Here is a 22,417-nt window from a genome sequence, read left to right as displayed (position 1 = left end):
TGCGCCACATGTTGAAGGAGGAATCGTGGCCCATCCCATTCTGGCGCAGATCGCCGGCGCGTCGCGCCATCTGCACCGCCACAAGATTGTCAGCGCCGCCGAAGCGGTGCGCCTGATCCACAACGGCGATACCATCGCCACCGGCGGCTTCGTCGGCATCGGCTTTGCGGAAAACATCGCCGTCGCGCTGGAGAAGCGCTTCCTCGAGAGCGAGGAGGAACTGCTGGGCAAGGGCACGCCCTGCAATCTCACGCTGATCTATGCCGCCGGCCAGGGCGACGGCAAGGAGCACGGCCTCAACCATCTCGGGCATGAAGGACTGGTACGGCGCGTCATCGGCGGCCACTGGGGCCTGGTCCCGCGGCTGCAGCAGCTCGCGATCGCCAACAAGATCGAGGCCTACAACCTGCCGCAGGGCGTGATTACCCACCTGTTTCGCGACATCGCGGCGGGCAAGCCGGGGCTGCTGACGGATGTGGGGCTCGGGACCTTCGTCGACCCGCGTTTCGGCGGCGGCAAGATCAATGCGGTCACGACCGACGACCTGGTCGAACTGATGACGGTCGGCGGCAAGGAATACCTGTTCTACAAGACGCTGCCAATCAACGTCGGCATCATCCGCGGCACTACCGCCGACCCCGATGGCAATGTGACGATGGAAAAGGAGGCGCTGACGCTGGAAGCGCTGGCCATCGCCATGGCCGCGCACAACAGTGGCGGCATCGTGATCGTGCAGGTGGAGCGCATCGCTGAGGCCGGCTCGCTCAATCCGCGCCAGGTGAAGGTGCCCGGCATCCTGGTCGATTGCGTGGTGGTGGCGGAAAAGCCGGAGTTCCATATGCAGACCTTCATCGAGCCGTACAGCGCGGCGTTCGCCAGCGAGATTCGCGTCCCGGTGTCGTCCATCAAGCCGATGGAAATGAGCGAGCGCAAGATCATCGCGCGGCGCGCGCTATTGGAGATCAAGCCGAACAATGTGGTCAACCTCGGCATCGGCATGCCCGAGGGCGTTGCCAGCGTGGCGGCGGAAGAAAAGCTCCTTGACCTGGTGACGCTCACCGCCGAACCCGGCGTGATCGGCGGCATACCAGCCGGCGGCCTCAACTTCGGCGCGGCCACCAATGCCGAGGCGATCATCGACCAGCCGTACCAGTTCGATTTCTATGACGGGGGCGGACTCGACGTCGCCTTTCTCGGGCTGGCGCAGGCCGACCGGCACGGTAACCTGAACGTGAGCAAATTCGGCCCGCGCCTGGCGGGGGCGGGCGGTTTCATCAACATCAGCCAGAATGCGAAGAAGGTTGTCTTCGTCGGTACGTTCACCGCCGGCAAGCTGAGCGTGGAGATCGCCAACGGCAAGCTCGCCATCCGGCACGAGGGTGCTGCGCCGAAGTTCGTCGACGAGGTTGAGCATCGCACCTTCAGTGGCGAATACGCGCTGCAGCGCGGGCAGACAGTGTTGTATGTAACCGAGCGCTGCGTGTTCCGGCTGGTGCTGGCGGGGCTGGAAGTGGTGGAAGTCGCACCAGGCATCGACCTAGAGCGCGACGTACTGTCGCAAATGCGTTTCCGGCCGGTGGTCAGCCCGCAGTTGAAGCTCATGGACGCACGCATCTTCAGCCCGGTACCGATGGGGCTGCGCAACGACATCCTGTACCTGCCGCTCGAGCAGCGCCTGGTGTATGACGCGCGGCGCAACCTGTTTTTCGTCAACTTCGAAGGCTACGAGGTGAAGAACGTCGCCGATATCGAGGAGATACGCACTGCTGTCGAAGAGCGCCTGCGGCCACTGGGCAGGAAAGTGCCGGCCGTAGTGAACTACGATAATTTTTCGATCCTGCCGGACCTGATGGACGGGTACGTCGACATGGTGCAGGAGCTGACCGAACACTATTACAGCCGCGTCACGCGCTACACCAGCAGCGCCTTCATGCGCAGCTACTTTGGCAAGGCATTCCGCAGGCATCAGGCCGATCCCGGGCTGTATGCAAGTTCGGAGGAGGCGTTGTCGCAGCTGGGCGGATAGGGGGACGAGGTGCGGTCCGGAATTTACAAAGACGTGAGTCGGATCGCGGCTATCCACCTTGCCGCTTGCAAGCGGTTCGGATTCGCGCGGCGCAAAGCATGCTTTGCGAAACCCCGCGCTCATCCACCGATATAGGACATCTCGACTTTTCTGAGTGGCTGCTCCAGCCCGGCGGTATTTGCCGTACGCAGTTCCGAATACCGGTCAGCGCGCGCGCGCCACACCTGCGCGACCGCGCCCGCGATCTCGTCATCGCTGCGGCCGCCGCGCAGCAGCGCGCGCAAATCGTGGCCACGGGTGGCGAACAGGCAGGTATACAGCTTCCCTTCGGTCGACAGGCGCGCGCGCGTGCACTCGCGGCAAAAGGCGCGCGTGACACTGGAAATGACGCCGATTTCGCCGCTGCCGTCAACGTAGCGCCAGCGCTGCGCCGTTTCACCCGGATAGTTGGGATCGATCGGTTCCAGGGGCATGTCGGCGCTGATTCGCCGCACCACCTGCGCCGATGGAATTACTTCATCCATTTTCCAGCCATTGCTGGCGCCGACATCCATGTATTCGATAAAGCGCACGATAAACGGCGACCCCTTGAAGTGCCGCGCCATCGGCACGATTTCGGCATCGTTCATCCCGGCCTTGACAACCATGTTGACCTTGATGGGGCCGAGCCCGGCCTGATGGGCAGCGGCGATGCCGTCGAGAACAGCCGAGACTGGAAAGTCGACATCGTTCATGCGCCGGAAAGTCGATTCATCGAGCGCGTCGAGCGATACCGTGACGCGTTGCAATCCAGCATTCTTCAATGCCTGTGCCTTGCGTGCGAGCAGCGATGCATTGGTCGTCAGTGTCAGATCGATCGCCTGGCCGTCGGGCGTCGTCAGCGCGGCGAGCATTTCGATCAAGTGTTCGATGTTCTTGCGCAGCAGCGGTTCGCCGCCGGTCAAGCGGATCTTGCGCACGCCGTGCGCGACAAAGATCCTGGCAATGCGCGTGATTTCCTCGAACGAAAGCAAGGACGAGTGCGGCATGAACGCGTAGTCCTTGTCGAACACCTCTTTGGGCATGCAGTAGACACAACGGAAATTGCAGCGGTCGGTCACCGAGATGCGCAAGTCCTGCAAGGGGCGCGCAAGCGTATCCGCAAGGTGCCCGGTCGGTGCTTCCGGCACGGAAGGCACGACGGGAACGACATTGCGGTGGTCGGCGACGGGGATGAATTTTTCTGCCATGTGTTGTTGCAATTGCCAGGAGGCCGGCGTTCGCTGGGGCGGAGACTAACGCAGATAAGATACCACGAGCCCAGCCAGTGCACAGGCAAGGATTACCTTGATTGTTCCTGTTTTGAAACGCATCAAGGCGAGCGTGGCGGCGGCAGCAATCACGATCGCTAGCCAATCCCAGGACCGCACGTCCTCGGTCAATCGGAACACGTGTTCTGCGAAAAAGACGGCAAGGCTCACGATCACGCCAACGACCGCCGCCGAAATTGCCATCAGCGGCGCGCTCAACCGGATATCGCTGCGGGTGGATTCGACCAGCGGCCCGCCGGCGAGAATGAACACGAACGACGGCAGGAAGGTGAAGAAGGTCGCGACGCAGGCGCCCGCGACGCCGGCCAGAAGCACGCTGTCGGGACCGAATACCGACTTGCTCCAGGCGCCGACGAATCCGATGAACGAGACAATCATGATCAAGGGGCCGGGCGTCGTTTCTCCAAGCGCCAAGCCGTCGACCATTTGGGCCGGCGTCAGCCAGTGGTAGGTTTCCACGGCGCCTTGATAAACGTACGGCAACACCGCATAGGCGCCGCCGAAGGTCATCAACGCGGCCTTGGTAAAGAACCATCCCATTTGCGCCAGCGGTCCGGTGGCGCCATAGCGGACCGCAATCAGAACCCATGCGATGGCACACAGTACGATGCCGCTGCCGACGACGATTGCCAGCCGCATCCAGGAAAAACGGGCATGGGGCGGTGTCGGTGTATCGTCATCGATCAGCGCCGGCCCGAACGAGGGCATGCTTGCCGCCGCATGAGTTGTGCGGTGGCTGAATTGCGCGGGCACGATCCGGCCACCGATCATGCCAAGCACGGCGGCGCCAATCACAATGACCGGAAACGGAACATGCAGGGCGGCGATGGCGACAAATGCAGCCACCGCCAGTGCGATCAGCCAGGAGCCATTCAAGGTGCGCAACCCGATGCGCCAAGCCGCGGCCAGCACGATCGCTACCACCGTCGGCTTGATTCCATATAGCGCGCCAGCAATCAGCGGTAATTGGCCGAATGCAAGATAGATCCATGACAGGCCTATCAGGACCAGCAGCGACGGCAGCACGAACAAGCTACCCGCGATAATTCCGCCGGCGGTACGATGCATCAGCCAGCCGATATATATCGCAAGCTGGGTCGCTTCGGGGCCCGGCAGCAGCATGCAGTAATTCAGCGCATGCAGGAAGCGGTGCTCGGAAATCCAGCGGCGCCGCTCCACCAGTTCGGCATGCATCAGCGCGATTTGTCCGGCCGGGCCGCCGAAACTGATGAAGCCGAGCTTCAGCCAGTAACGGAATGCCGCGCCCATGCTGACCGCCGCAGGACGCCGGGGCGAGTTAGTCGTCATGGTTTGTCGAATTGGAAAAGGTGATGCACGGTGGCTTGGAATAAAAAAGGGAGCATGCGCTCCCTTTTTTATTGTGGCTATTTTTCCCCCGAAGCGCCTTGCGGCGCTTCGGGACGCAAGGTTAACGACGCGTTTCGACCTGGATCAGCGGCTCGGTCGACTGCGGCGGCAACGGCTTGCGCTCACGCGGCACGCGCGGCTGCGGAACGATTTTCGCAGCAGCTTCCTGCGCTGCACGCAGCTTTTCCGGATCGGTGACTGCCAGCGTCAGGCCAGCCTCGGCCAGCATGCCGCGCAGATGATCCAGCGGCATGGCTGCAGGAGCCGCCTCCGTCTGCGCCGCTACCGGTGCCGGTGCTGCCGGCGTCGGCTGCGGCTCCACCGCTACCGCGACCGGAACCGGTTCTGCCGGAGCAGTTGCTGTCGGCGTGGCAATTTCCTGTGCTGCAGCGACGGCTTCCTCGGGGGCCGGCTCGATTGCGGCGACTTCCACTGGTGCCGGAACCGGCACGCTTTCCTCGGCAATTTCCTCGGCAACTGCGGGCGCCGGGGCAGCCGGTACGGCAGGCTCTTGGACCACAGGCGCCGGAGTGACAGCTTCAGCAGTTTCCGGCTGTGCCGCTTCCTGCGGTGCGGCCGCTTCTTCCGCAGCCGCTTCGTCGGCGGCTTCCAGCTCGCCGCCGGCTGCGATGGCCTCACCGTTCTCACGGTCGCGACGATTGCGATTGCGTCCACCGCGACGACGGCGACGGCGGCGTTCTTCGCTTTGTTCGCCGGTGCCGTCTTCGGCAAACGGAATGCCTTCAGGCGCTTCGGTATCGGATACCGCTGTCAACGCGACTGGTGCAACAGGAGCAATCGGCTCGACTGCTGCATTCAGCAGCTCGTCCACCGGCGCTTCCTTGCGTTCTTCCCGCTGGCGTGGCGGGCGCTCCGCGCGTTCGCGGCGCGGTTCGCCGCCTTCGCGCGCTTCACGTTGCTCGCGCGGTTCGCGTTGTTCACGTGGCTCGCGTGGTTCACGCGGTGGCCGTGGCGGGCGCTGCGTGGTTTCGGCGACCGGTGCTGCTGTCGTCGCCTTCACATTCTCCTGACGGCCTTCGCTGCGCGGCGTTTCGCGTTCCTGTTCCCGGCCGCTGCGGCCTCGGCCACGATTGCGATTGCGGCCATTGCGGTCACCGCGATCGCTGCGGGTTTGTGCAGGTTTTTCTTCCACTACGGGGGCCGGAGCCGGTGCCGGTACGACCGGCTTGCGGCGGAAAAAGCCGAACATGCGGCTGAAGAATCCTTCTTCGGCCGGCTGGGCAATCGGTGCCGGAGCCGGCGCAGGCTCGACTGGCTTGCGTTCGACGATCGGCGCCGGCTGGTCGGGCGTGATGCCCTTGACCACGGCTTCCTGGCGCGGACGCACTTCTTCTTTCTGGCGCTTGCCGTAGCTGATATCGGTATCGGCTTCCTCTGCCATGGAATAGCTGGCTTGCGCATCTTCCAGGCGCGGATCGTCGTGCTTGATGCGTTCCAGCTTGTAATGCGGGGTCTCGAGGTGCTTGTTCGGGATCAGGATGACCGTCACGCGATGGCGCGTTTCGATCTTCAGGATTTCACCGCGTTTCTCATTCAACAGGAACGCGGCTACATCGACCGGCGCCTGCACGTGGATCGCGGCAGAGTTTTCCTTCATTGCCTCTTCCTGGATGATGCGCAGGACTTGCAAGGCGGACGATTCGGTATCGCGGATATGGCCGGTGCCGTTGCAGCGCGGGCAGGTCACATGGCTGCCTTCGGACAGCGACGGACGCAGGCGCTGGCGCGAAAGTTCCATCAGGCCGAAACGGGAAATCTTGCCCATCTGGACGCGGGCGCGGTCATAGCGAAGCGCATCCTTCAGGCGGGTTTCGACTTCGCGCTGGTTCTTCGCGTTCTCCATGTCGATGAAGTCGATCACGATCAGGCCGCCAAGGTCGCGCAGGCGCAACTGGCGCGCCACTTCGTCGGCGGCTTCGAGATTGGTATGGAGTGCGGTGGTTTCGATGTCGCTGCCGCGGGTGGCGCGGGCCGAGTTGACGTCGATCGAAACGAGTGCTTCGGTGTGGTCGATCACGATGGCGCCGCCGGAAGGCAGGGGCACCGTGCGGGAATAGGCGGTTTCGATCTGGTGTTCGATCTGGAAACGCGAGAACAGCGGCACGTCGTCGCGGTAGCGCTTCACGCGGTGCACCATGTCGGGCATCACGTGGCTCATGAACTGCTGGGCCTGTTCGTAGATGTCGTCGGTGTCGATCAGGATTTCGCCGATATCCGGCTGGAAGTAGTCGCGGATCGCGCGGATCACCAGCGACGATTCCTGGTAAATCAGGAAGGCGCCCGGCGCCGACGTGCCGGCACCTTCAATCGCACGCCACAACTGCATCAGGTAATTCAAGTCCCACTGCAGTTCTTCGACATTGCGGCCGATGCCTGCGGTGCGGGCAATGACGGACATGCCGTTCGGCAGATCCAGCTTGTCCATGGTTTCGCGCAGTTCCTGGCGGTCTTCGCCTTCGACCCGGCGCGAAACGCCACCACCACGCGGATTGTTCGGCATCAGAACCAGGTAGCGGCCCGCCAGCGAAATGAAGGAAGTCAGCGCAGCGCCCTTGTTGCCGCGCTCTTCCTTTTCGACCTGGACCATGATTTCCTGGCCTTCGCGCAGTGCATCCTTGATCGATGCATTGCGCACATCCACACCTTCCTTGAAGTAGCTGCGCGCCACTTCCTTGAACGGCAGGAAGCCATGGCGCTCTTCGCCGTAATTGACGAAGCAGGCTTCGAGCGACGGTTCGATGCGGGTGATCACACCTTTGTAGATATTGGACTTGCGCTGCTCGCGTCCGCTTGTCTCGATGTCGATGTCGATGAGTTTTTGCCCATCGACAATAGCTACGCGCAACTCTTCCTGCTGCGTAGCGTTAAACAACATACGTTTCATTTTTTTACTCCGTGACCTTTGAGGCCAGCTTTTTAAAGTACAGGGATGTACGCGAGGTCGGAGTGCTTGAGGGAGGGAACTGCCTTAGTGTGCGGCGGGCGCGAAATGCGCAACGGTCGCAACGGGGCGCGGATGTGGTTGGGACGGATGCCGACGGCGTGCTTCATCCTCGCCGCGCATATCGACCGGTTCAGAGACCGGGACGGGCACAGCGACTGGCAATGAGCAGCTTATTTGAGCCAAACGAAACATCGGGTTCAACGAAATCGGCAAACAGGAACCAACCACATCAACCAGCGAGCATCCTTCAAGAGGAAGTGCTTGCCGGACGTATCCTTACAATTCAAGCAATCTTGTCCAGCATTCATGCGCGCTACCCGATTGCAACAGCGGTGCAACCCTGATTCGCGCGTGAATGATGCGTACACATCTTTCCATCGATTTTGCAATCTGGCGAGGCGGGTGGAGACGCCCCTGTGTAGAATGTGCTTTTTATTCTTACACTCGCGTTGGATCTGTAACCGACGCGAAACAATTATATATTCAAAATGAAGGACTTAGCGAGATTTTCTGAGGGGCGAAAGGAATCAGGGTTGGTTAACCAATCCTCACAAGTCTTGCCGCAAGTTCGACTGGTTACCATTTCTGACGAAGAATCCGGGCAGCGTATTGATAATTTTCTTTTGCGCATTTGTAAAGGGGTGCCTAAGAGCCATATTTATCGTGTCCTGCGCTCGGGCGAGGTCAGGGTCAACAAGGGACGCATCGATCAGACATACCGGCTTGTGGCCGGCGATGTCGTGCGTGTGCCGCCGGTGAGGGTTGCTGAGAAGGCAACTCAAGTGGTGCCAGGCGCGGAATTTAAGATACTGCTGGAAGACCCGCACCTGCTGGTGATTGACAAGCCGGCCGGCGTTGCCGTGCATGGCGGCTCGGGAGTGAGCTACGGCGTAATTGAGCAATTGCGTGCCGCCCGGCCCGAGGCGAAATTCCTGGAGCTGGTCCATCGTCTCGATCGCGAAACGTCGGGTATCTTACTGCTGGCCAAAAAACGTTCCGCGCTGACCAACCTGCATGAACAGATCCGGGAAGGCCGGCTCGATAAGCGTTATCTGACCTTGGTGCATGGCGATTGGCAAAATTCCCGACAGCATGTAAAACTGCCATTGTTTAAATATACGACGTCGGAAGGCGAGCGTCGCGTACGCGTGCAGTCGGACGGGATGCCGTCACATACTGTATTCAATCTGATCAGGCGTTATGGCGAATTTGCGTTGCTGGAAGCCGAATTGAAAACCGGGCGCACTCATCAGATCCGGGTGCATCTTGCGTCATCCGGCTTTCCGATTGCAGGCGACGACAAGTATGGCGACTTTGGCCTGAACAAGGCCTTGCAGAAGGCGGACGGATCGCGGATCGCGCTTAAGCGCATGTTCTTGCACGCATATCAGATCACCTTTCTGCATCCGGATACTGGCATTCCGGTGACGCTCAAGGCTGGGTTGCCGCCGGAATGCGAGAATTTCCTTCAGAGCCTTGGCAAATTTTCCGCGCAGGTCGACTCGTAATAATCTAATGAATTTGCAGCAATTGCTGCCTAACTATATATATGGCAAGAAAGAAGTTTGATTTAATCGTGTTCGACTGGGATGGAACACTAATGGACAGCACGGCGACGATCGTTGCCTGTATCCAAGCCGCGGCCAAAGATCTTGGACTCCCGATCCCGGACAAGAAGGCTGCATCGTATGTCATTGGATTGGGCTTGCATGACGCGATGGAGGCGGTTTTGCCCGGCCTCGATCCAAAGCATTATCCGCATATGGTCGAGCGATATCGTTATCACTATCTGACCAAGGATCACGATCTGGCACTTTTTGATGGAGTACGGGAAATGCTGGAAGACTTGGCGCAGCAAGGCTATTTCCTTGCGGTCGCCACCGGAAAAAGCCGCGTCGGGCTGAACCGTGCGCTCGACGTGGCTGACCTACTGTCCGTATTCGATGCCACGCGTTGCGCAGATGAAACATTTTCCAAGCCTCATCCTGCCATGCTGCACGAATTAACGCGCGAACTGGGGCAGGATCTTGGTCGCACCCTGATGATCGGCGATACCACGCATGATTTGCAAATGGCAATCAATGCCGGCGCGTCAGGTGTTGCCGTGCACTACGGTGCTCATTCTGCCGCTGAACTGCGGGCATTGAATCCTTTGTATGCGGCCAATTCGGTAGGCGAATTGCACACCTGGCTGAGTGAAAATGCATGATTGCCCTATGGACGATATAGCGATCCCCATCTGCGCCTCCAGCGAGCTGGTGGAAGGGGGGAAGGGTGTGCGCTTTCCCGTGACGGCGGGAGGCGAAGACAGTACCGGATTTGTCGTCCGTTATGACAATGTCGTATATGGCTACTTGAATCGGTGCGCGCATGTGCCGATCGAACTCGACTGGAATCAAGGGGATTTTTTCGAGTCGAGCGGGCTGTATCTGATGTGCTCCACGCACGGAGCAATCTATACCCCGGAAACCGGCCGATGCGCCGGAGGGCCTTGCCGAGGGGGGCGCTTGCGGCCGATCGCAGTCTTTGAAAAAGAGAATCAGGTATTCTGGACGCCGGATGACTATATCAAGCCGGCAAGAGCATAAAGGCTGGCAGCCACACAATCGAGTACAGCACAATGATTGATAATAATTCTGAAGAAAATCGCCCTGTTTCGCCGACTGCAACCGGTCCGGCAAGGAAAGAAGGTTGGGAGCGTGAGGTTCTGGAGAAGCTTGCATTTGCCAGCCTCGATGAACAGCGCACGCGCCGCCGCTGGAACATTTTTTTTCGATTTGTAACGCTTGGCGTCATTGTCGTCGGCTTGTGGATGGCCTTCGTCCTGAGCAACCAGGAAGAGGAAATCGTCGGGCCGCATACCGCGCTTATTGAGATTGACGGCACGATCGAGACGGGTACGTCGGGAGCCGCTGACTCGGTCATTCCAGCCTTGAACCGGGCATTTTCGGAAGATAACTCGGTCGGCATCATCTTGCGCATCAATAGCCCGGGCGGTAGTCCAGTTCAGGCCGGTATCATCAACGATGAAATGATCCGCCTGCGCAAGGAATACCCGCGCAAGCCGCTTTACGTGGTGGTCGATGAGGTTTGTGCCTCGGGGGGCTATTACATTGCGGCGGGGGCCGACAAGATTTTTGTCAATAAGGCGAGCATCGTCGGTTCCATCGGAGTGCTGATGGATGGCTTCGGATTCACGGGCCTGATGGATAAGGTCGGCGTCGAGCGTCGCCTTATGACAGCTGGAGAAAACAAGGGCTTTCTGGACCCTTTCAGCCCGCAAACCGCCAGGCAAAAGAACTATGCACAAGACATGCTCAACACTGTGCATCAGCAATTCATCGACGTGGTGCGTCAAGGTCGGGGGAAACGCCTGAAGGAAACGCCTGAAACATTTTCAGGCCTATTCTGGATCGGCTCACAAGCAGTCGACATGGGATTGGCGGATGGTTTCGGCACGGTAGATACCGTGGCGCGCGATGTGCTCAAGGCCGAAGACATCGTCGATTACACCCAGCGTGAAGGCTTGTCCGAGAGGCTCTTGAAGAAATTCGGTGGGGCCGTCGGCAGCGCTGCGATGGGAGCATTCTGGAGTCATTCGGCCAAGCCGAGTTTCCGCTAGGGTGTTTGCAGTAGCTCTCCGCAGCATGGATGAGTAGGGGGGCAGAAATGCATTTTCCGGCCTTGATACTTGTGTATGGCGATTTATACTGATTTTGTCTGGTTTCGGTTTTGATCCTTGTGACGCATAAAAATATGCAAAAGGAAAGACTTGCGGGCTGGACGATCATTGCCGCGTCTCGGACGCGGCGCTGAGAAGCCTTGGGCTTCTCTGATTGCCCTTATGGGCATGCAAAACGGCGGCGCAATACCGCCGTTTTGCTCATTTGGGCGATGCTACTCAGACAATAGCAAGAAAACGGTTGGTTTTTTGTGGAAATCCGGCGCCCTGCCTGCCGCCAAATCCTGCTTCCATTTACTTATAGCCTGCGTCGCAATGGTCTCCGTTGGCAGGCTCAAATCAGTCGCCACGCATAGCAACGTATTAGGCTTGCAGGCCGTGACCAGTGCTTCCAGCAATGCAGCATTGCGATAAGGGGTTTCGATGAATAGCTGGGTCTGCCGTTCCAGTCTCGATCGATCCTCAAGCGTTTTGATCCGCTTGGTCCGTTGTGTTGCGTCTGTCGGAAGATAGCCGTTGAACGCAAAGCTCTGGCCACTCAAGCCGCTCGCCATGACTGCTAGTAGAAGAGATGATGGCCCAACCAGGGGCTTGACCCGTATTCCCTCGTGGTGGGCCAGGCGAACCAGGTTGGCGCCCGGATCGGCCACGGCCGGTACGCCAGCTTCCGAAATCAAGCCACCGTCTTGCCCGGCTTTAATCGGAGCCAGTAGCGCGGGCAATTGTGCGGCGGGCGTATTGACGTTCAGTTCGCTGATATGTATTTCTTGTAATGGCTTTGCCAGGGGGTGCTGTGCAGCGATCAGCTTGAGAAAGGCGCGCGTCGTCTTCGCATTCTCGGCAATGAAATAACCGAGCTGCGCGGTAATGGACTGCACTTCAATCGGGATGACGTGGGCAAGCGGATCGGCGGGCGCCGGGGCGGCCGGACCAAGCGTATTGGGTATCAGGTAAAGGATGCCGGGCATATGTCCGCTTTACAGGAGGGGGATTGGCTGTGGGTAGTGCTATACGGAGAAAAACGGCACGCCGGCGCGGCGCAGCATCGTGCATAGCGCAATTAGCGGCAGTCCGGTGAGCGCCGTGGGATCGGTGCTTTCAATTCTTTCGATGATCGCGATTCCCAAACCTTCATTTTTCGCGCTGCCTGCGCAATCGTAAGGTTGCTCGATGCGAAGATAAGATTCCAGTTCTTCGTCCCGGAGGTCGCGGAAGGTGACGAAGGTCTGCACGTTTTCCAGTTGCACTGCTTGCGTGGCATCTGGGTTGCGCCCGTCGTACACACATAGAGCACTATGAAAAACCACGCGCTTGCCGCGCATCTTTTGCAACTGTATCAGAGCATTGGCGTGTGATACGGGTTTGCCGATCTGCTCGCCGTCCAAAGTGGCAACCTGGTCTGACCCAATCACGATGGCCTCCGGCGCTTGTGCCAGAACTGCGCGAGATTTTTCATGGGCAAGGCGCATCGCGGTCTGCTCCGGGGTTTCTCCCGGATTCGGTGTTTCGTCAATATTTGGCACCAGTACTTCAAACGGCAGGCGTAGGCGGCTCAGCAATTCTTTGCGATATTTGGAACTGGATGCCAGAATCAGGCGAGGAAAAGCGGACGGGGAGGACATGGGCTATTTGTATTTTTGGCTGGCGGCTTGTTAAAGCCCGTCTAACACTTTGACGAATAAGGGAAAAGCCTGTTATTATCGCAGGTTTTCCGGGTTCGGCTTCTGTATGAATGCTTTTGTCATCGACGCGTTCGAATTTTGCCGGCTCAAAGAGGGCCGCGAAGGCGAGATTACGGTAGCGGATTTGCCGCGACTCTCGGAAGAGTCAGTTGACAAGTCCGGCGCGCTGCGTTGGTCCTTGAAAGGCGGGAATGACAGTCGTGGTCATCCGCAATTGACGCTTTCTATCTCCGGCGGTGTACGGTTAATGTGTCAGCGGTGCCTGACCCCGTTTGGGTTTGATATCGAGTCCGAATCGGTGGTGGTTCTGGCGCGGGACGAGGTCAGTGCGGATGAAATCGAGGCGCTGCTCGCAGATGAGTCGGTTGATGTGATTGTCGGCAGCCGGGCATTTAATTTTGCTGAGCTGATCGAGGATGAGGCGCTGCTCGCGATCCCACTGTCCCCGAAGCATGAGGTTTGTCCGGATCAAGCCATGCCAGTGGCACCGAAAGATGTGGGAAAAGTCTCTCCGTTTGCGGTGCTGAAGAATTTAAAGAAGTAAAGAGTTCCTGGTTTGCAATAGGTCGGCAAGCCGGATATGTTAAAATTTTGAATCTTAAGGTTTAGGAGTCATCATGGCCGTTCAACAAAACAAGAAGTCCCCGTCCAAGCGCGGTATGCACCGCTCGCACGATCATCTGAGCGCTCCGGCGCTGGCTGTGGAACCGACCACCGGCGAAACGCATCTGCGTCACCACATCAGCCCGAACGGCTACTATCGCGGTCGCAAGGTTCTCAAGACCAAAAACGACGAATAATTGTCGGTCATTGTTCCTAAGCTAAAAGCGGCGCGGAAGTTTGACTTGGCGCCGTTTTTTCATATGCTGGAAAAACGCATTGCGTCATTTTGAATCGCACCGGATCTGGCCCGCTAAAGCAGTTAGGGGCGAGGTACTGAGTCAAAACAATGACAATCAAAATTTCTATTGACTGCATGGGCGGTGATCACGGCCCGTCGGTCACTATTCCTGCAGCCGTCTCCTTCGCCAAGCACGAACCTGACGCAGAGCTGATCTTGGTCGGTCTTGAAGATATTATTCGGGCCGAACTGAAAAAGCATCACGCAGTCGATCATCCTCGTTTATCCATAGTCAATGCAACCGAGATTGTTGCGATGGACGATCCCGTCGAAGTCGCCTTGCGCCGCAAGAAGGACTCTTCCATGCGCGTGGCGATCAGCTTGGTCAAGGAGGGGCGTGCGCATGTCTGCGTTTCGGCTGGCAATACCGGTGCGCTGATGGCGGTATCGCGTTATGTGCTGAAAACGATTCCGGGCATTGATCGTCCCGCGATCTGTTTTCCCATGCCGAATCAGAAGGATTCGCCGACCTATATGCTTGACCTTGGGGCGAACGTTGATTGCGAGCCGCATCACCTGCATCAATTCGCGCTGATGGCGACTGCGCTGGTCGCCGCCTTGGAAGGCAAGGCGAAACCGACAGTGGGTTTGCTCAACATCGGCGAGGAAGACATCAAGGGCAACGAAGTCGTCAAGCAAACAGCACCATTGCTGCGCGCCGATCATGAAAGAGGCATCCTCAATTTCTACGGCAACGTCGAGGGCAATGACATCTTTGCGGGTACGACGGATATCGTCGTTTGCGATGGATTCGTTGGCAATGTGGTGCTGAAAGCGTCGGAAGGCTTGGGTAGATTCGTCAAGAAGGCGCTGACTTCGGAATTCAAGCGCAATCCGCTCAACATGCTGGGTGCAATCTTCGCATTCGGTGCGCTCAGGTCGTTTTCCCGTCGCATGAATCCGTCCCGCTATAACGGCGCCAGCCTGCTGGGCCTGCGCGGACTTGTTTTCAAGAGTCATGGTGGCGAGAGCGCATACGGCTATGAATGGGCCATCAAGCGCGCATACGACGCCGCCAATTACGATGTCATTTCGCGCATTTCAAAAACGATTGCGGATTTGATGCCGCAATCCGACGCTCCTTCCACACCCGAAAATTTATCCGCGGTGTCTGATTTAGCACAACAGAAAACGGCATGAGTCGCTATAGCAAAATAGTAGGTACGGGAAGCTATCTCCCGCCCAAGCGCGTGACCAATATTGAACTGGCGGCGCAGCTGGCGGAAAAGGGGGTCGAGACTTCTGATGAATGGATTGTTTCGCGCAGCGGAATTTCAGCACGACATTATGCCGAGCCGGCCGTGCAGTCGAGCGACTTGGCAGTGGAGGCTTCCAGACGCGCACTCGATATGGCTGCTCTGAAGCCGAATGATATCGACCTCGTCATTGTCGCGACGTCCACGCCCGATCATCTGGGAGGATTCCCGAGTACGGCATGTGTTGTGCAGCGCAAGTTGGGCATCAGCAATGGTGCCGCTGCTTTCGACGTGCAGGCAGTTTGCAGTGGCTTTGTGTATGCGATATCAATCGCCGACAGTTTCATCAAGGCCGGTGCACACAAAAATGTGCTGATCGTTGGCGCCGAGGTCTTTTCCCGCATTCTGAATTTCGAGGACCGTACCACTTGCGTGCTATTTGGCGACGGAGCCGGTGCGGTTGTTCTCAGCGCCTCCACTGAACCCGGTGTCCTTGCAACTAGATTGCATGCTGATGGCAGTCACGGCAATATCCTCTGCGTTCCGGGCAGTATTAGCGGCGGTGCGGTTGATGGCAGTGCCTTCTTGTACATGGATGGACAGGCAGTCTTCAAACTCGCCGTCTCCGTGCTGGAGAAAGTGGCGAAAGAGGCACTGGACGCAGCCGACATGAGCGCGTCGCAAATTGATTGGCTCGTTCCGCATCAGGCCAATATCCGGATCATGCAAGGGACAGCGAAAAAGCTCGGCATGTCGATGGACAAGATGGTCGTTACTGTCGATCAGCACGGAAATACCTCTGCGGCATCGATTCCACTGGCGCTTGATGTGGCAGTGCGCGATGGTCGTATCAAGCCCGGTCAAAACGTCATGATGGAAGGCGTCGGCGGAGGATTTACCTGGGGTGCAGCGCTCGTGCGCATGTAATTTTTCTAAAAACAATCATGACCAAATTCACATTTGTTTTTCCGGGCCAAGGCTCGCAAGCCATTGGCATGTTGAGCGGCTTTGCAGGCAATGCAGTCGTCAAACAAACCGTGGACGAGGCCTCCGATGCATTGCAGTTCGATCTCGGCAAACTCATTGCCGACGGACCAAAGGAGGCGCTTGACCTGACCACGAATACGCAGCCTGTCATGTTGACCGCTGCGGTTGCTTTTTACCGCGCGTGGCTTGCTGCTGGCGGTAAGGTGCCTGCTGTCGTCGCTGGTCATAGTCTGGGCGAATACTCGGCGTTGGTTGCTGCTGGTGCAATTGCATTCAAGGATGCCGTGCCGTTGGTGCGTTTCCGCGCTCAGGCAATGCAAGAGGCGGTGCCAGTGGGGCAAGGAGGCATGGCGGCGATCCTCGGGCTGTCCGATGAGGAAGTCCGTGCGGCCTGCGCGGAAGCTGCTCAAGGAGAAGTGGTCGAGGCTGTGAATTTCAATGCGCCTGCGCAGGTTGTCATTGCTGGGCACAAAGGGGCGGTTGAGCGTGCCTGCAACGTGGCCAAGGCAAAAGGGGCAAAGCGTGCACTGCCGCTGCCGGTGTCGGCACCGTTCCATTCTTCATTGCTGAAGCCGGCGTCGGATCGCCTACGTGAATATATGGCGAAGCTGGCATTTACGGCGCCTCAGATTCCTTTGATTAACAATGTCGATGTCGCCATCGTGCAAGATGTCGAAGCGATCAAGGATGCCTTAGTGCGCCAAGCAGCTAACCCTGTGCGCTGGGTTGAAACGGTACAAAAAATGGCTGGCGAAGGTGTTACGCATGTTATCGAATGCGGTCCCGGAAAGGTGCTGGCAGGTTTGACCAAACGGATTAATGGTGAACTGACTGGCGAAGCAATAACCGACCAGGCGTCGCTGGACAAAGTATTGGAGCTGCTTAAGTGAATCTGAATAATCAAGTCGCACTGGTTACCGGTGCTTCGCGCGGCATCGGTCGTGCAATTGCACAAGAGCTTGCGAAGCAAGGCGCTAAAGTGATCGGCACAGCAACCTCTGAAGCAGGCGCTGCGGCGATTACCGAGTACTTGTCAGCGGTAATGCCAGACTGCGGCAAGGGTGTCGTGCTCAACGTGACCGATGCGGAGCGCTGCAGCGAAGTGATTGAGCAGGTTCAGAAGGAGTTCGGCGGCCTGTCGATCCTAGTCAACAATGCCGGCATTACGCAAGACCAGCTTGCCATGCGCATGAAAGACGAAGAGTGGGATGCTGTCATCGCGACCAACTTGACGGCGGTGGCGCGACTCTCGCGCGCGGTCCTGCGTGGCATGATGAAGGCTAAGCATGGACGCATCATCAATATCACTTCGGTGGTCGGCTCGGCCGGCAATCCGGGGCAAATGAATTATGCCGCCGCAAAGGCGGGCGTAGCCGGCATGAGTCGCGCATTGGCGCGTGAAATCGGCAGTCGCAATATTACGGTCAATTGTGTGGCGCCCGGATTCATCGACACTGACATGACCAGGGAGTTGGGCGAGCAGCAGATGGCCGCCTTGATGCAGCAAATTCCCCTTGGTCGTTTTGGTCAGCCCGAGGACATTGCGGCGGCCGTAGCTTTCCTCGCTTCACCTCAGGCGGGTTACATCACTGGTACCACGCTGCATGTCAATGGCGGCATGTACATGAGTTAAGCATTACTTAGACACTTTTGGCTGAAGTTCAAGCATCATTGAAAACAGAAGCCAAAAGTGAATTTTCATTGCGCAAACCTGATAAAATGCGCGCACTTTCTGCAATCCACTGGAGGGATAATATGTCCGATATCGAACAACGCGTTAAGAAAATCGTCGCTGAGCAACTGGGTGTGGCTGAAGCCGACATCAAGAACGAATCCTCGTTCGTCGACGACCTCGGCGCTGATTCGCTTGACACCGTTGAGCTGGTAATGGCACTCGAAGATGAATTCGAGATGGAGATTCCGGACGAGCAGGCCGAGAAGATCACCACCGTGCAGCAGGCGATCGATTACGCCAAGGCGCACGTCAAGGCCTAATAGAGTTTTTGGATTGAGTCTAGGAGAACCGCTTGAGCCGCTCACGTGAACGTCGCGTCGTAGTGACTGGCCTCGGATGCGTTTCCCCCGTCGGTAATACCGTTGCTGACGCATGGGGTGCGCTGATCGAAGGCAAATCAGGCATTGCGACCATCACCAAATTTGACGCCACGCCTTTCTCCACGCGTTTTGCTGGTGAGGTAAAGGGCTTCAATATCGAGGATTACATTCCCGGTAAAGAAGCGCGCCACATGGATGCCTTCATCCATTACGGCATGGCTGCCGGGATACAGGCAGTCCAGGACAGTGGCCTGACGGTGACTGATGAAAATGCCGAAAGAATCGGCGTCATCATCGGTTCCGGAATTGGCGGCTTGCCAATGATAGAAGAAACCCATGCTGAGTTGACCAACCGTGGTCCGCGTCGTATCAGCCCATTCTTCGTTCCGGCGTCGATCATTAACATGATCTCCGGCCACCTGTCGATCAAATACGGTCTGAAGGGGCCGAATTTGGCGCTCGTTACTGCATGCACCACCGGTCTGCATTGTATTGGGGCGGCAGCGCGCATGATCGAGTATGGCGATGCCGATGTCATGGTTGCAGGTGGCGCGGAATCCACGGTGTCGCCATTGGGTGTGGGTGGCTTTGCCGCCGCACGCGCGCTATCGGCGCGTAACGACGACCCGGCAACTGCCTCCCGTCCGTGGGATAAAGACCGCGATGGCTTTGTGCTCGGCGAGGGCGCTGGCGTCATGGTGCTCGAAGAATACGAGCATGCAAAAGCGCGCGGTGCAAAGATTTATGCTGAAGTGCTTGGATTTGGCATGAGCGCAGACGCTTACCACATGACGGCTCCGCGTGAGGATGGTGACGGCGCACGCCGCTGCATGATCGCTGCAATGAGCAATGCACAAATCAACGCCGACCAGGTCGATTACGTGAATGCGCACGGTACATCTACACCGCTTGGTGATATCGCCGAGACGGTTGCGATCAAGCGGGCCTTGGGTGATTGTGCCAAGGGGGTGGTAGTGAATTCCACCAAATCGATGACCGGCCACTTGTTGGGCGGCGCAGGCGGTTTGGAATCGGTGTTTACGGTATTGGCTGTGCACAACCAAGTGTCTCCGCCCACCATCAATATCTTCAATCAAGACCCGGCATGTGATCTTGATTATTGCGCAAATACGGCGCGCAACATGCCTATCAATATCGCGGTGAAGAATTCGTTTGGTTTTGGCGGTACGAACGGCACTCTCATCTTCGGCAAGGTGTAATTCCTCTCGCGCCCCTCTCATATCGAGGGGCGCGATTGAATCGCCCCTCATCCTCTCCATCATGTCTATCGCGGTATCCGCTATAGTGCGACCGTCACGGATACTCTTCGTGATGGTCGGCGCTATATGCATAGGCGCTGCGGCTATCGGACTTGGCATCGTCTTTGATGCAGTCGGAGACCTTCCCCGCTTGTCGCGCGCCTTACTCGGCGCCACCATCATTTTCCTCTCAGTTTTTGGGTTTTATCATGGTGTCCGGCATCGAAAAATCTTACATATTGATATCTCCGGTGCTGGGCAGTTTCGCCTCACCGAAGTTGATTCTGCAGGCCCTTGTACGAACACAAATCGGCCGCATGTAAAAAGCCAAGAAGCAGTGGTTGTATTGTTGAAGGATTCAACGATCTGGCCATCTATGCTGTTGCTTCGATTGCAGGCCGAAAACGGGAAAATAACGACCGTGCCGATTTTGCCCGATAGCGTTTCGCGGGACAGCTTTCGGGCGCTGTCTGTTGCATGTCGTTGGATTGCCACACGTAGTGAATTGCAGGAATAGTAACTTCCTGAAATATGTTCAAAATAAATTGAACTTATTGCATTTCTTCCAGTCAACTACATTAGCCGCGTACATGTTGCAATGAAACAAGGGAACGGGGATTGACGACAGAACGCGATATTGACCAACTGCTTGTCGAGCGTGTACAGCGCGGCGATAAAAAGGCGTTCGAGCTTTTGGTGACCAAGTATCAAAGGAAGCTGATGCGGCTCGTGTCGCGGCTTGTGCGCGACCAGGCGGAGGCGGAGGACGTCGTGCAGGAAGCCTTCATCAAGGCTTACCGTGCATTACCGCAATTCCGTGGCGACTCGGCATTTTATACGTGGCTTTATCGCATCGGCATCAACACTGCGAAGAACTATTTGGTGACGCAGGGGCGGCGCGCGCCCACTTCGACTGAAGCCGATGCCGAGGAGGCGGAAACATTTGATGATGGCGAACACCTGAGGGATATCAATACCCCTGAATCCATGCTGGCGACTAAGCAAATTGCCGAGACCGTAAACGTGGCTATGGATGCTTTGCCCGATGAGTTGCGCATCGCAATTACATTGCGTGAAATTGAAGGGTTGAGCTACGATGAAATTGCAGAAGCGATGGGGTGCCCGATCGGTACCGTACGTAGCCGGATATTCAGGGCACGTGAAGCAATCGCAGAAAAATTAAGGCCGTTGCTAGGCACTGCAATCGATAAGCGCTGGTAACGGCAGTGCCGGGAAATGCAAGGTTTTAGGGTGAAAAAACAGGGATTGGCGCAGCCTGAACGAGGTTTTATGAATACGAATGAAATGACAGGGGAAAAGGTTTCTGCATTTGCTGACGGAGAATGCGCTAGTCCCGAGGTGGAACTGGCATTGGCAGCATTGCGCCACTCTGAAGGAAAAGCTGCATGGGACATTTATCATCAGATTGGTGATGTGTTGCGTTCGGACGACATGGCTGTTTCGCTGAGTCCTGGATTTGCGGCTCGTATGGCAGCACGCCTTGAGAGCGAGCCGACGATTGTCGCGCCACCGACTCAACATAAGGCAGAAGCGGAAACTGTCCATTTTGATTCACGACCTCATACAACGACTCGTCCTATCAGGCGCTGGGCGGTGCCCGGTGCCGTCGCGGCCGTCGCCGCGGCTGCGGCGGCATTTATCGCTACACCTCAGCTAATGGTGGCATTAAATGGAGGCGGGACTGGCGTGAGCACTCCAACAGCTGTCGCATCGGCAAGTGATTCAGGAAAAGTTGTGAGCGCTTTTCCCGACACGGAGCAGGGCGCTGTTATTGCTGCTTCCGCCTCGGAGGGAGTTGTGCTGCGCGATCCGCGCATCGATGATTATTTGTTGGCTCATCAGCGCTTTTCTCCTTCGGTCTTCAGTAGCGCTCAATACGCACGCTCAGCAACATTTGCAAGTGATTCTAATAAATGATTCATATGCGGCAAACATTTGGTTTGTTTAAGTTTGTCGTTGCCCTGTCGCTTCTCCTCGCCTTTTCAGCAAATGCCGAAAATGCCGATCCACAAAGTGAAAAGCGGGAAGCACTTGGTTGGCTGAAGAAGATTCAGGTTGCAGCACAAAAGCTTAACTACTCCGGCACCTTTGTATATCAACAGGCAAACGAGATGCGGACGTCGCGCATCACCCATGTGCTTGATGGGAAAAATGAGATTGAAAAGCTCGAAATCCTGGATGGCAAACCGCGCGAGTATATACGCAATAATGAGGAAGTCATTTGTTATGTGCCGGAAGTGAAGACACTCTTGGTCGAGAAGCGCGTAACGCACGATATCTTTCCTGCCATTCTTGCGATGAATCCGGCTGATTTGGCTGAGTACTACGACGTCAGGAAAGATGTCGTAGGACGCGTTGCTGGTCGTGATTGTCAGGCAATTATCTTGGAGCCAACCGATAATCTTCGCTATGGGTATCGTTTATGGGCAGATAAAGCGACTGGCTTACTGTTGCGGGCACAGACACTCAACGAAAAGCATGAGGCCATCGAGCAAATCGCATTTACCGAAGTCTCGGTTGGCAATATCGACCGTAATCGTGTGAAACCAAGTTTTCCGAATACCAATGGTTGGCACGTGGAAAACGCGACAATGAGTCAAGCGCATCTCTCTGGATGGACTGTGAAGTCGTTACCCCCAGGATTTCGGAAAATACGGGAGGTTAGGCGCATAGTGTCCGATGCGTCGTCCCCTTCAGCAACAGCGACCTCACGTGGATCTCGTGTCAGTGTACAGCCAAGTCAGCACGAGGTTGCTCAAATGGTATTTTCAGATGGTCTGGCGGCAATTTCGGTATTCATCGAACCCGGAGCGCAAAGTCGCACTGAAGGATCGATGCAGCAAGGAGCAATGAATATTATCGGTAAGCGTTACGGTGATTTTTGGCTTACCATCGTCGGCGAGGTTCCCTCCTCAGCGATCAGGCAAGTCGCCAATTCGATTGAATTCAAATCTAAATAGCTAAA

General features: G+C 57.1%; 22 protein-coding genes. 17 read left to right on the top strand and 5 right to left on the bottom strand.

Annotated features, from left to right (window positions below; genetic code table 11):
• Positions 1–25 precede the first annotated feature (25 nt).
• Entirely contained in the window at positions 26–2,026 is a 2,001-nt protein-coding gene (locus tag TSA66_RS20555) for an acyl CoA:acetate/3-ketoacid CoA transferase (RefSeq protein WP_269748402.1), read from the top strand.
• Between the two features lie 119 nt (positions 2,027–2,145).
• Here the strand turns inward: TSA66_RS20555 and moaA are convergent, their stop codons facing one another.
• The 3 genes from moaA to TSA66_RS20540 form a co-directional block, all read right to left on the bottom strand.
• Positions 2,146–3,255 carry a GTP 3',8-cyclase MoaA gene (moaA, locus tag TSA66_RS20550; protein WP_040041362.1) on the bottom strand — a complete coding sequence of 370 codons (1,110 nt, stop codon included), beginning with the start codon at positions 3,253–3,255 and terminating at the stop codon, positions 2,146–2,148.
• 45 nt (positions 3,256–3,300) lie between these two features.
• Positions 3,301–4,644, bottom strand: a complete 1,344-nt coding sequence (gene chrA / locus TSA66_RS20545) for a chromate efflux transporter (protein ID WP_040041361.1) — start codon at positions 4,642–4,644, stop codon at positions 3,301–3,303.
• A gap of 121 nt (positions 4,645–4,765) precedes the next feature.
• Entirely contained in the window at positions 4,766–7,609 is a 2,844-nt protein-coding gene (locus TSA66_RS20540; RefSeq protein WP_040041360.1) for an Rne/Rng family ribonuclease, read from the bottom strand.
• Positions 7,610–8,157: 548 nt separating this feature from the next.
• Between TSA66_RS20540 and rluC the strand changes: the two genes are divergently transcribed.
• The 4 genes from rluC to TSA66_RS20515 are packed head-to-tail and all read left to right on the top strand — an operon-like array spanning position 8,158 to position 11,291.
• On the top strand, positions 8,158–9,177 hold the full coding sequence (rluC, locus tag TSA66_RS20530; protein WP_040041358.1) for a 23S rRNA pseudouridine(955/2504/2580) synthase RluC: 1,020 nt from the start codon (positions 8,158–8,160) through the stop codon (positions 9,175–9,177).
• 41 nt (positions 9,178–9,218) lie between these two features.
• Positions 9,219–9,878, top strand: coding sequence for an HAD-IA family hydrolase (locus tag TSA66_RS20525; protein ID WP_040041357.1), 660 nt, complete (start codon positions 9,219–9,221; stop codon positions 9,876–9,878).
• Positions 9,879–9,885: 7 nt separating this feature from the next.
• Positions 9,886–10,257: a Rieske (2Fe-2S) protein gene (locus TSA66_RS20520; protein ID WP_040041356.1), complete on the top strand. Its 372-nt coding sequence runs from the start codon at positions 9,886–9,888 to the stop codon at positions 10,255–10,257.
• 32 nt (positions 10,258–10,289) lie between these two features.
• Positions 10,290–11,291, top strand: a complete 1,002-nt coding sequence (locus TSA66_RS20515) for a S49 family peptidase (protein WP_040041355.1) — start codon at positions 10,290–10,292, stop codon at positions 11,289–11,291.
• 275 nt (positions 11,292–11,566) lie between these two features.
• Here TSA66_RS20515 and TSA66_RS20510 read toward each other — a convergent pair whose 3' ends face one another.
• Positions 11,567–12,319, bottom strand: coding sequence for an SAM-dependent methyltransferase (locus TSA66_RS20510; RefSeq protein ID WP_040041354.1), 753 nt, complete (start codon positions 12,317–12,319; stop codon positions 11,567–11,569).
• Between the two features lie 39 nt (positions 12,320–12,358).
• Entirely contained in the window at positions 12,359–12,973 is a 615-nt protein-coding gene (locus TSA66_RS20505; protein ID WP_040041353.1) for a Maf-like protein, read from the bottom strand.
• Positions 12,974–13,079: 106 nt separating this feature from the next.
• On the opposite strand from TSA66_RS20505, the gene TSA66_RS20500 reads away from it, so the two are divergent.
• From TSA66_RS20500 to TSA66_RS20455, 12 genes are all read left to right on the top strand, one after another.
• A complete protein-coding gene (locus tag TSA66_RS20500) occupies positions 13,080–13,577 on the top strand; it encodes a YceD family protein (RefSeq protein WP_040041352.1) in 498 nt (165 codons plus the stop codon).
• Positions 13,578–13,650: 73 nt separating this feature from the next.
• Positions 13,651–13,833 (top strand): 50S ribosomal protein L32, encoded by a 183-nt coding sequence (gene rpmF, locus TSA66_RS20495; RefSeq protein ID WP_040041351.1) that lies wholly within the window; start codon positions 13,651–13,653, stop codon positions 13,831–13,833.
• 149 nt (positions 13,834–13,982) lie between these two features.
• A complete protein-coding gene (gene plsX / locus TSA66_RS20490) occupies positions 13,983–15,074 on the top strand; it encodes a phosphate acyltransferase PlsX (RefSeq protein WP_040041350.1) in 1,092 nt (363 codons plus the stop codon).
• On the top strand, positions 15,071–16,057 hold the full coding sequence (locus TSA66_RS20485; RefSeq protein ID WP_040041349.1) for a beta-ketoacyl-ACP synthase III: 987 nt from the start codon (positions 15,071–15,073) through the stop codon (positions 16,055–16,057). Before plsX ends, TSA66_RS20485 begins: the two co-directional genes overlap by 4 nt.
• Before the next feature lie 17 nt (positions 16,058–16,074).
• Complete coding sequence (fabD, locus tag TSA66_RS20480) at positions 16,075–17,007, top strand: ACP S-malonyltransferase (RefSeq protein ID WP_040041348.1); 933 nt, start codon at positions 16,075–16,077, stop codon at positions 17,005–17,007.
• On the top strand, positions 17,004–17,750 hold the full coding sequence (gene fabG / locus TSA66_RS20475; protein ID WP_040041347.1) for a 3-oxoacyl-ACP reductase FabG: 747 nt from the start codon (positions 17,004–17,006) through the stop codon (positions 17,748–17,750). The genes fabD and fabG overlap by 4 nt, the downstream gene beginning before the upstream one ends.
• A gap of 122 nt (positions 17,751–17,872) precedes the next feature.
• Positions 17,873–18,112, top strand: coding sequence for an acyl carrier protein (acpP, locus tag TSA66_RS20470; protein ID WP_040041346.1), 240 nt, complete (start codon positions 17,873–17,875; stop codon positions 18,110–18,112).
• A 32-nt stretch (positions 18,113–18,144) separates the two neighbouring features.
• A complete protein-coding gene (gene fabF / locus TSA66_RS20465; protein ID WP_040041345.1) occupies positions 18,145–19,392 on the top strand; it encodes a beta-ketoacyl-ACP synthase II in 1,248 nt (415 codons plus the stop codon).
• Between the two features lie 61 nt (positions 19,393–19,453).
• Positions 19,454–19,948 carry a protein YgfX gene (locus tag TSA66_RS27125; protein WP_332309949.1) on the top strand — a complete coding sequence of 165 codons (495 nt, stop codon included), beginning with the start codon at positions 19,454–19,456 and terminating at the stop codon, positions 19,946–19,948.
• A 101-nt stretch (positions 19,949–20,049) separates the two neighbouring features.
• On the top strand, positions 20,050–20,652 hold the full coding sequence (rpoE, locus tag TSA66_RS20460; protein WP_040041344.1) for an RNA polymerase sigma factor RpoE: 603 nt from the start codon (positions 20,050–20,052) through the stop codon (positions 20,650–20,652).
• 69 nt (positions 20,653–20,721) lie between these two features.
• A complete protein-coding gene (locus TSA66_RS26375) occupies positions 20,722–21,369 on the top strand; it encodes a sigma-E factor negative regulatory protein (protein ID WP_084199788.1) in 648 nt (215 codons plus the stop codon).
• A 5-nt stretch (positions 21,370–21,374) separates the two neighbouring features.
• Positions 21,375–22,412, top strand: coding sequence for a MucB/RseB C-terminal domain-containing protein (locus TSA66_RS20455; protein WP_040042816.1), 1,038 nt, complete (start codon positions 21,375–21,377; stop codon positions 22,410–22,412).
• Positions 22,413–22,417 lie beyond the last annotated feature (5 nt).

Source organism: Noviherbaspirillum autotrophicum (genome assembly GCF_000818395.1).
Taxonomy (GTDB): domain Bacteria; phylum Pseudomonadota; class Gammaproteobacteria; order Burkholderiales; family Burkholderiaceae_D; genus Noviherbaspirillum; species Noviherbaspirillum autotrophicum.
Note: the sequence above shows the minus strand (reverse complement) of the source record. Positions and strands in the feature narration are given on the sequence as shown.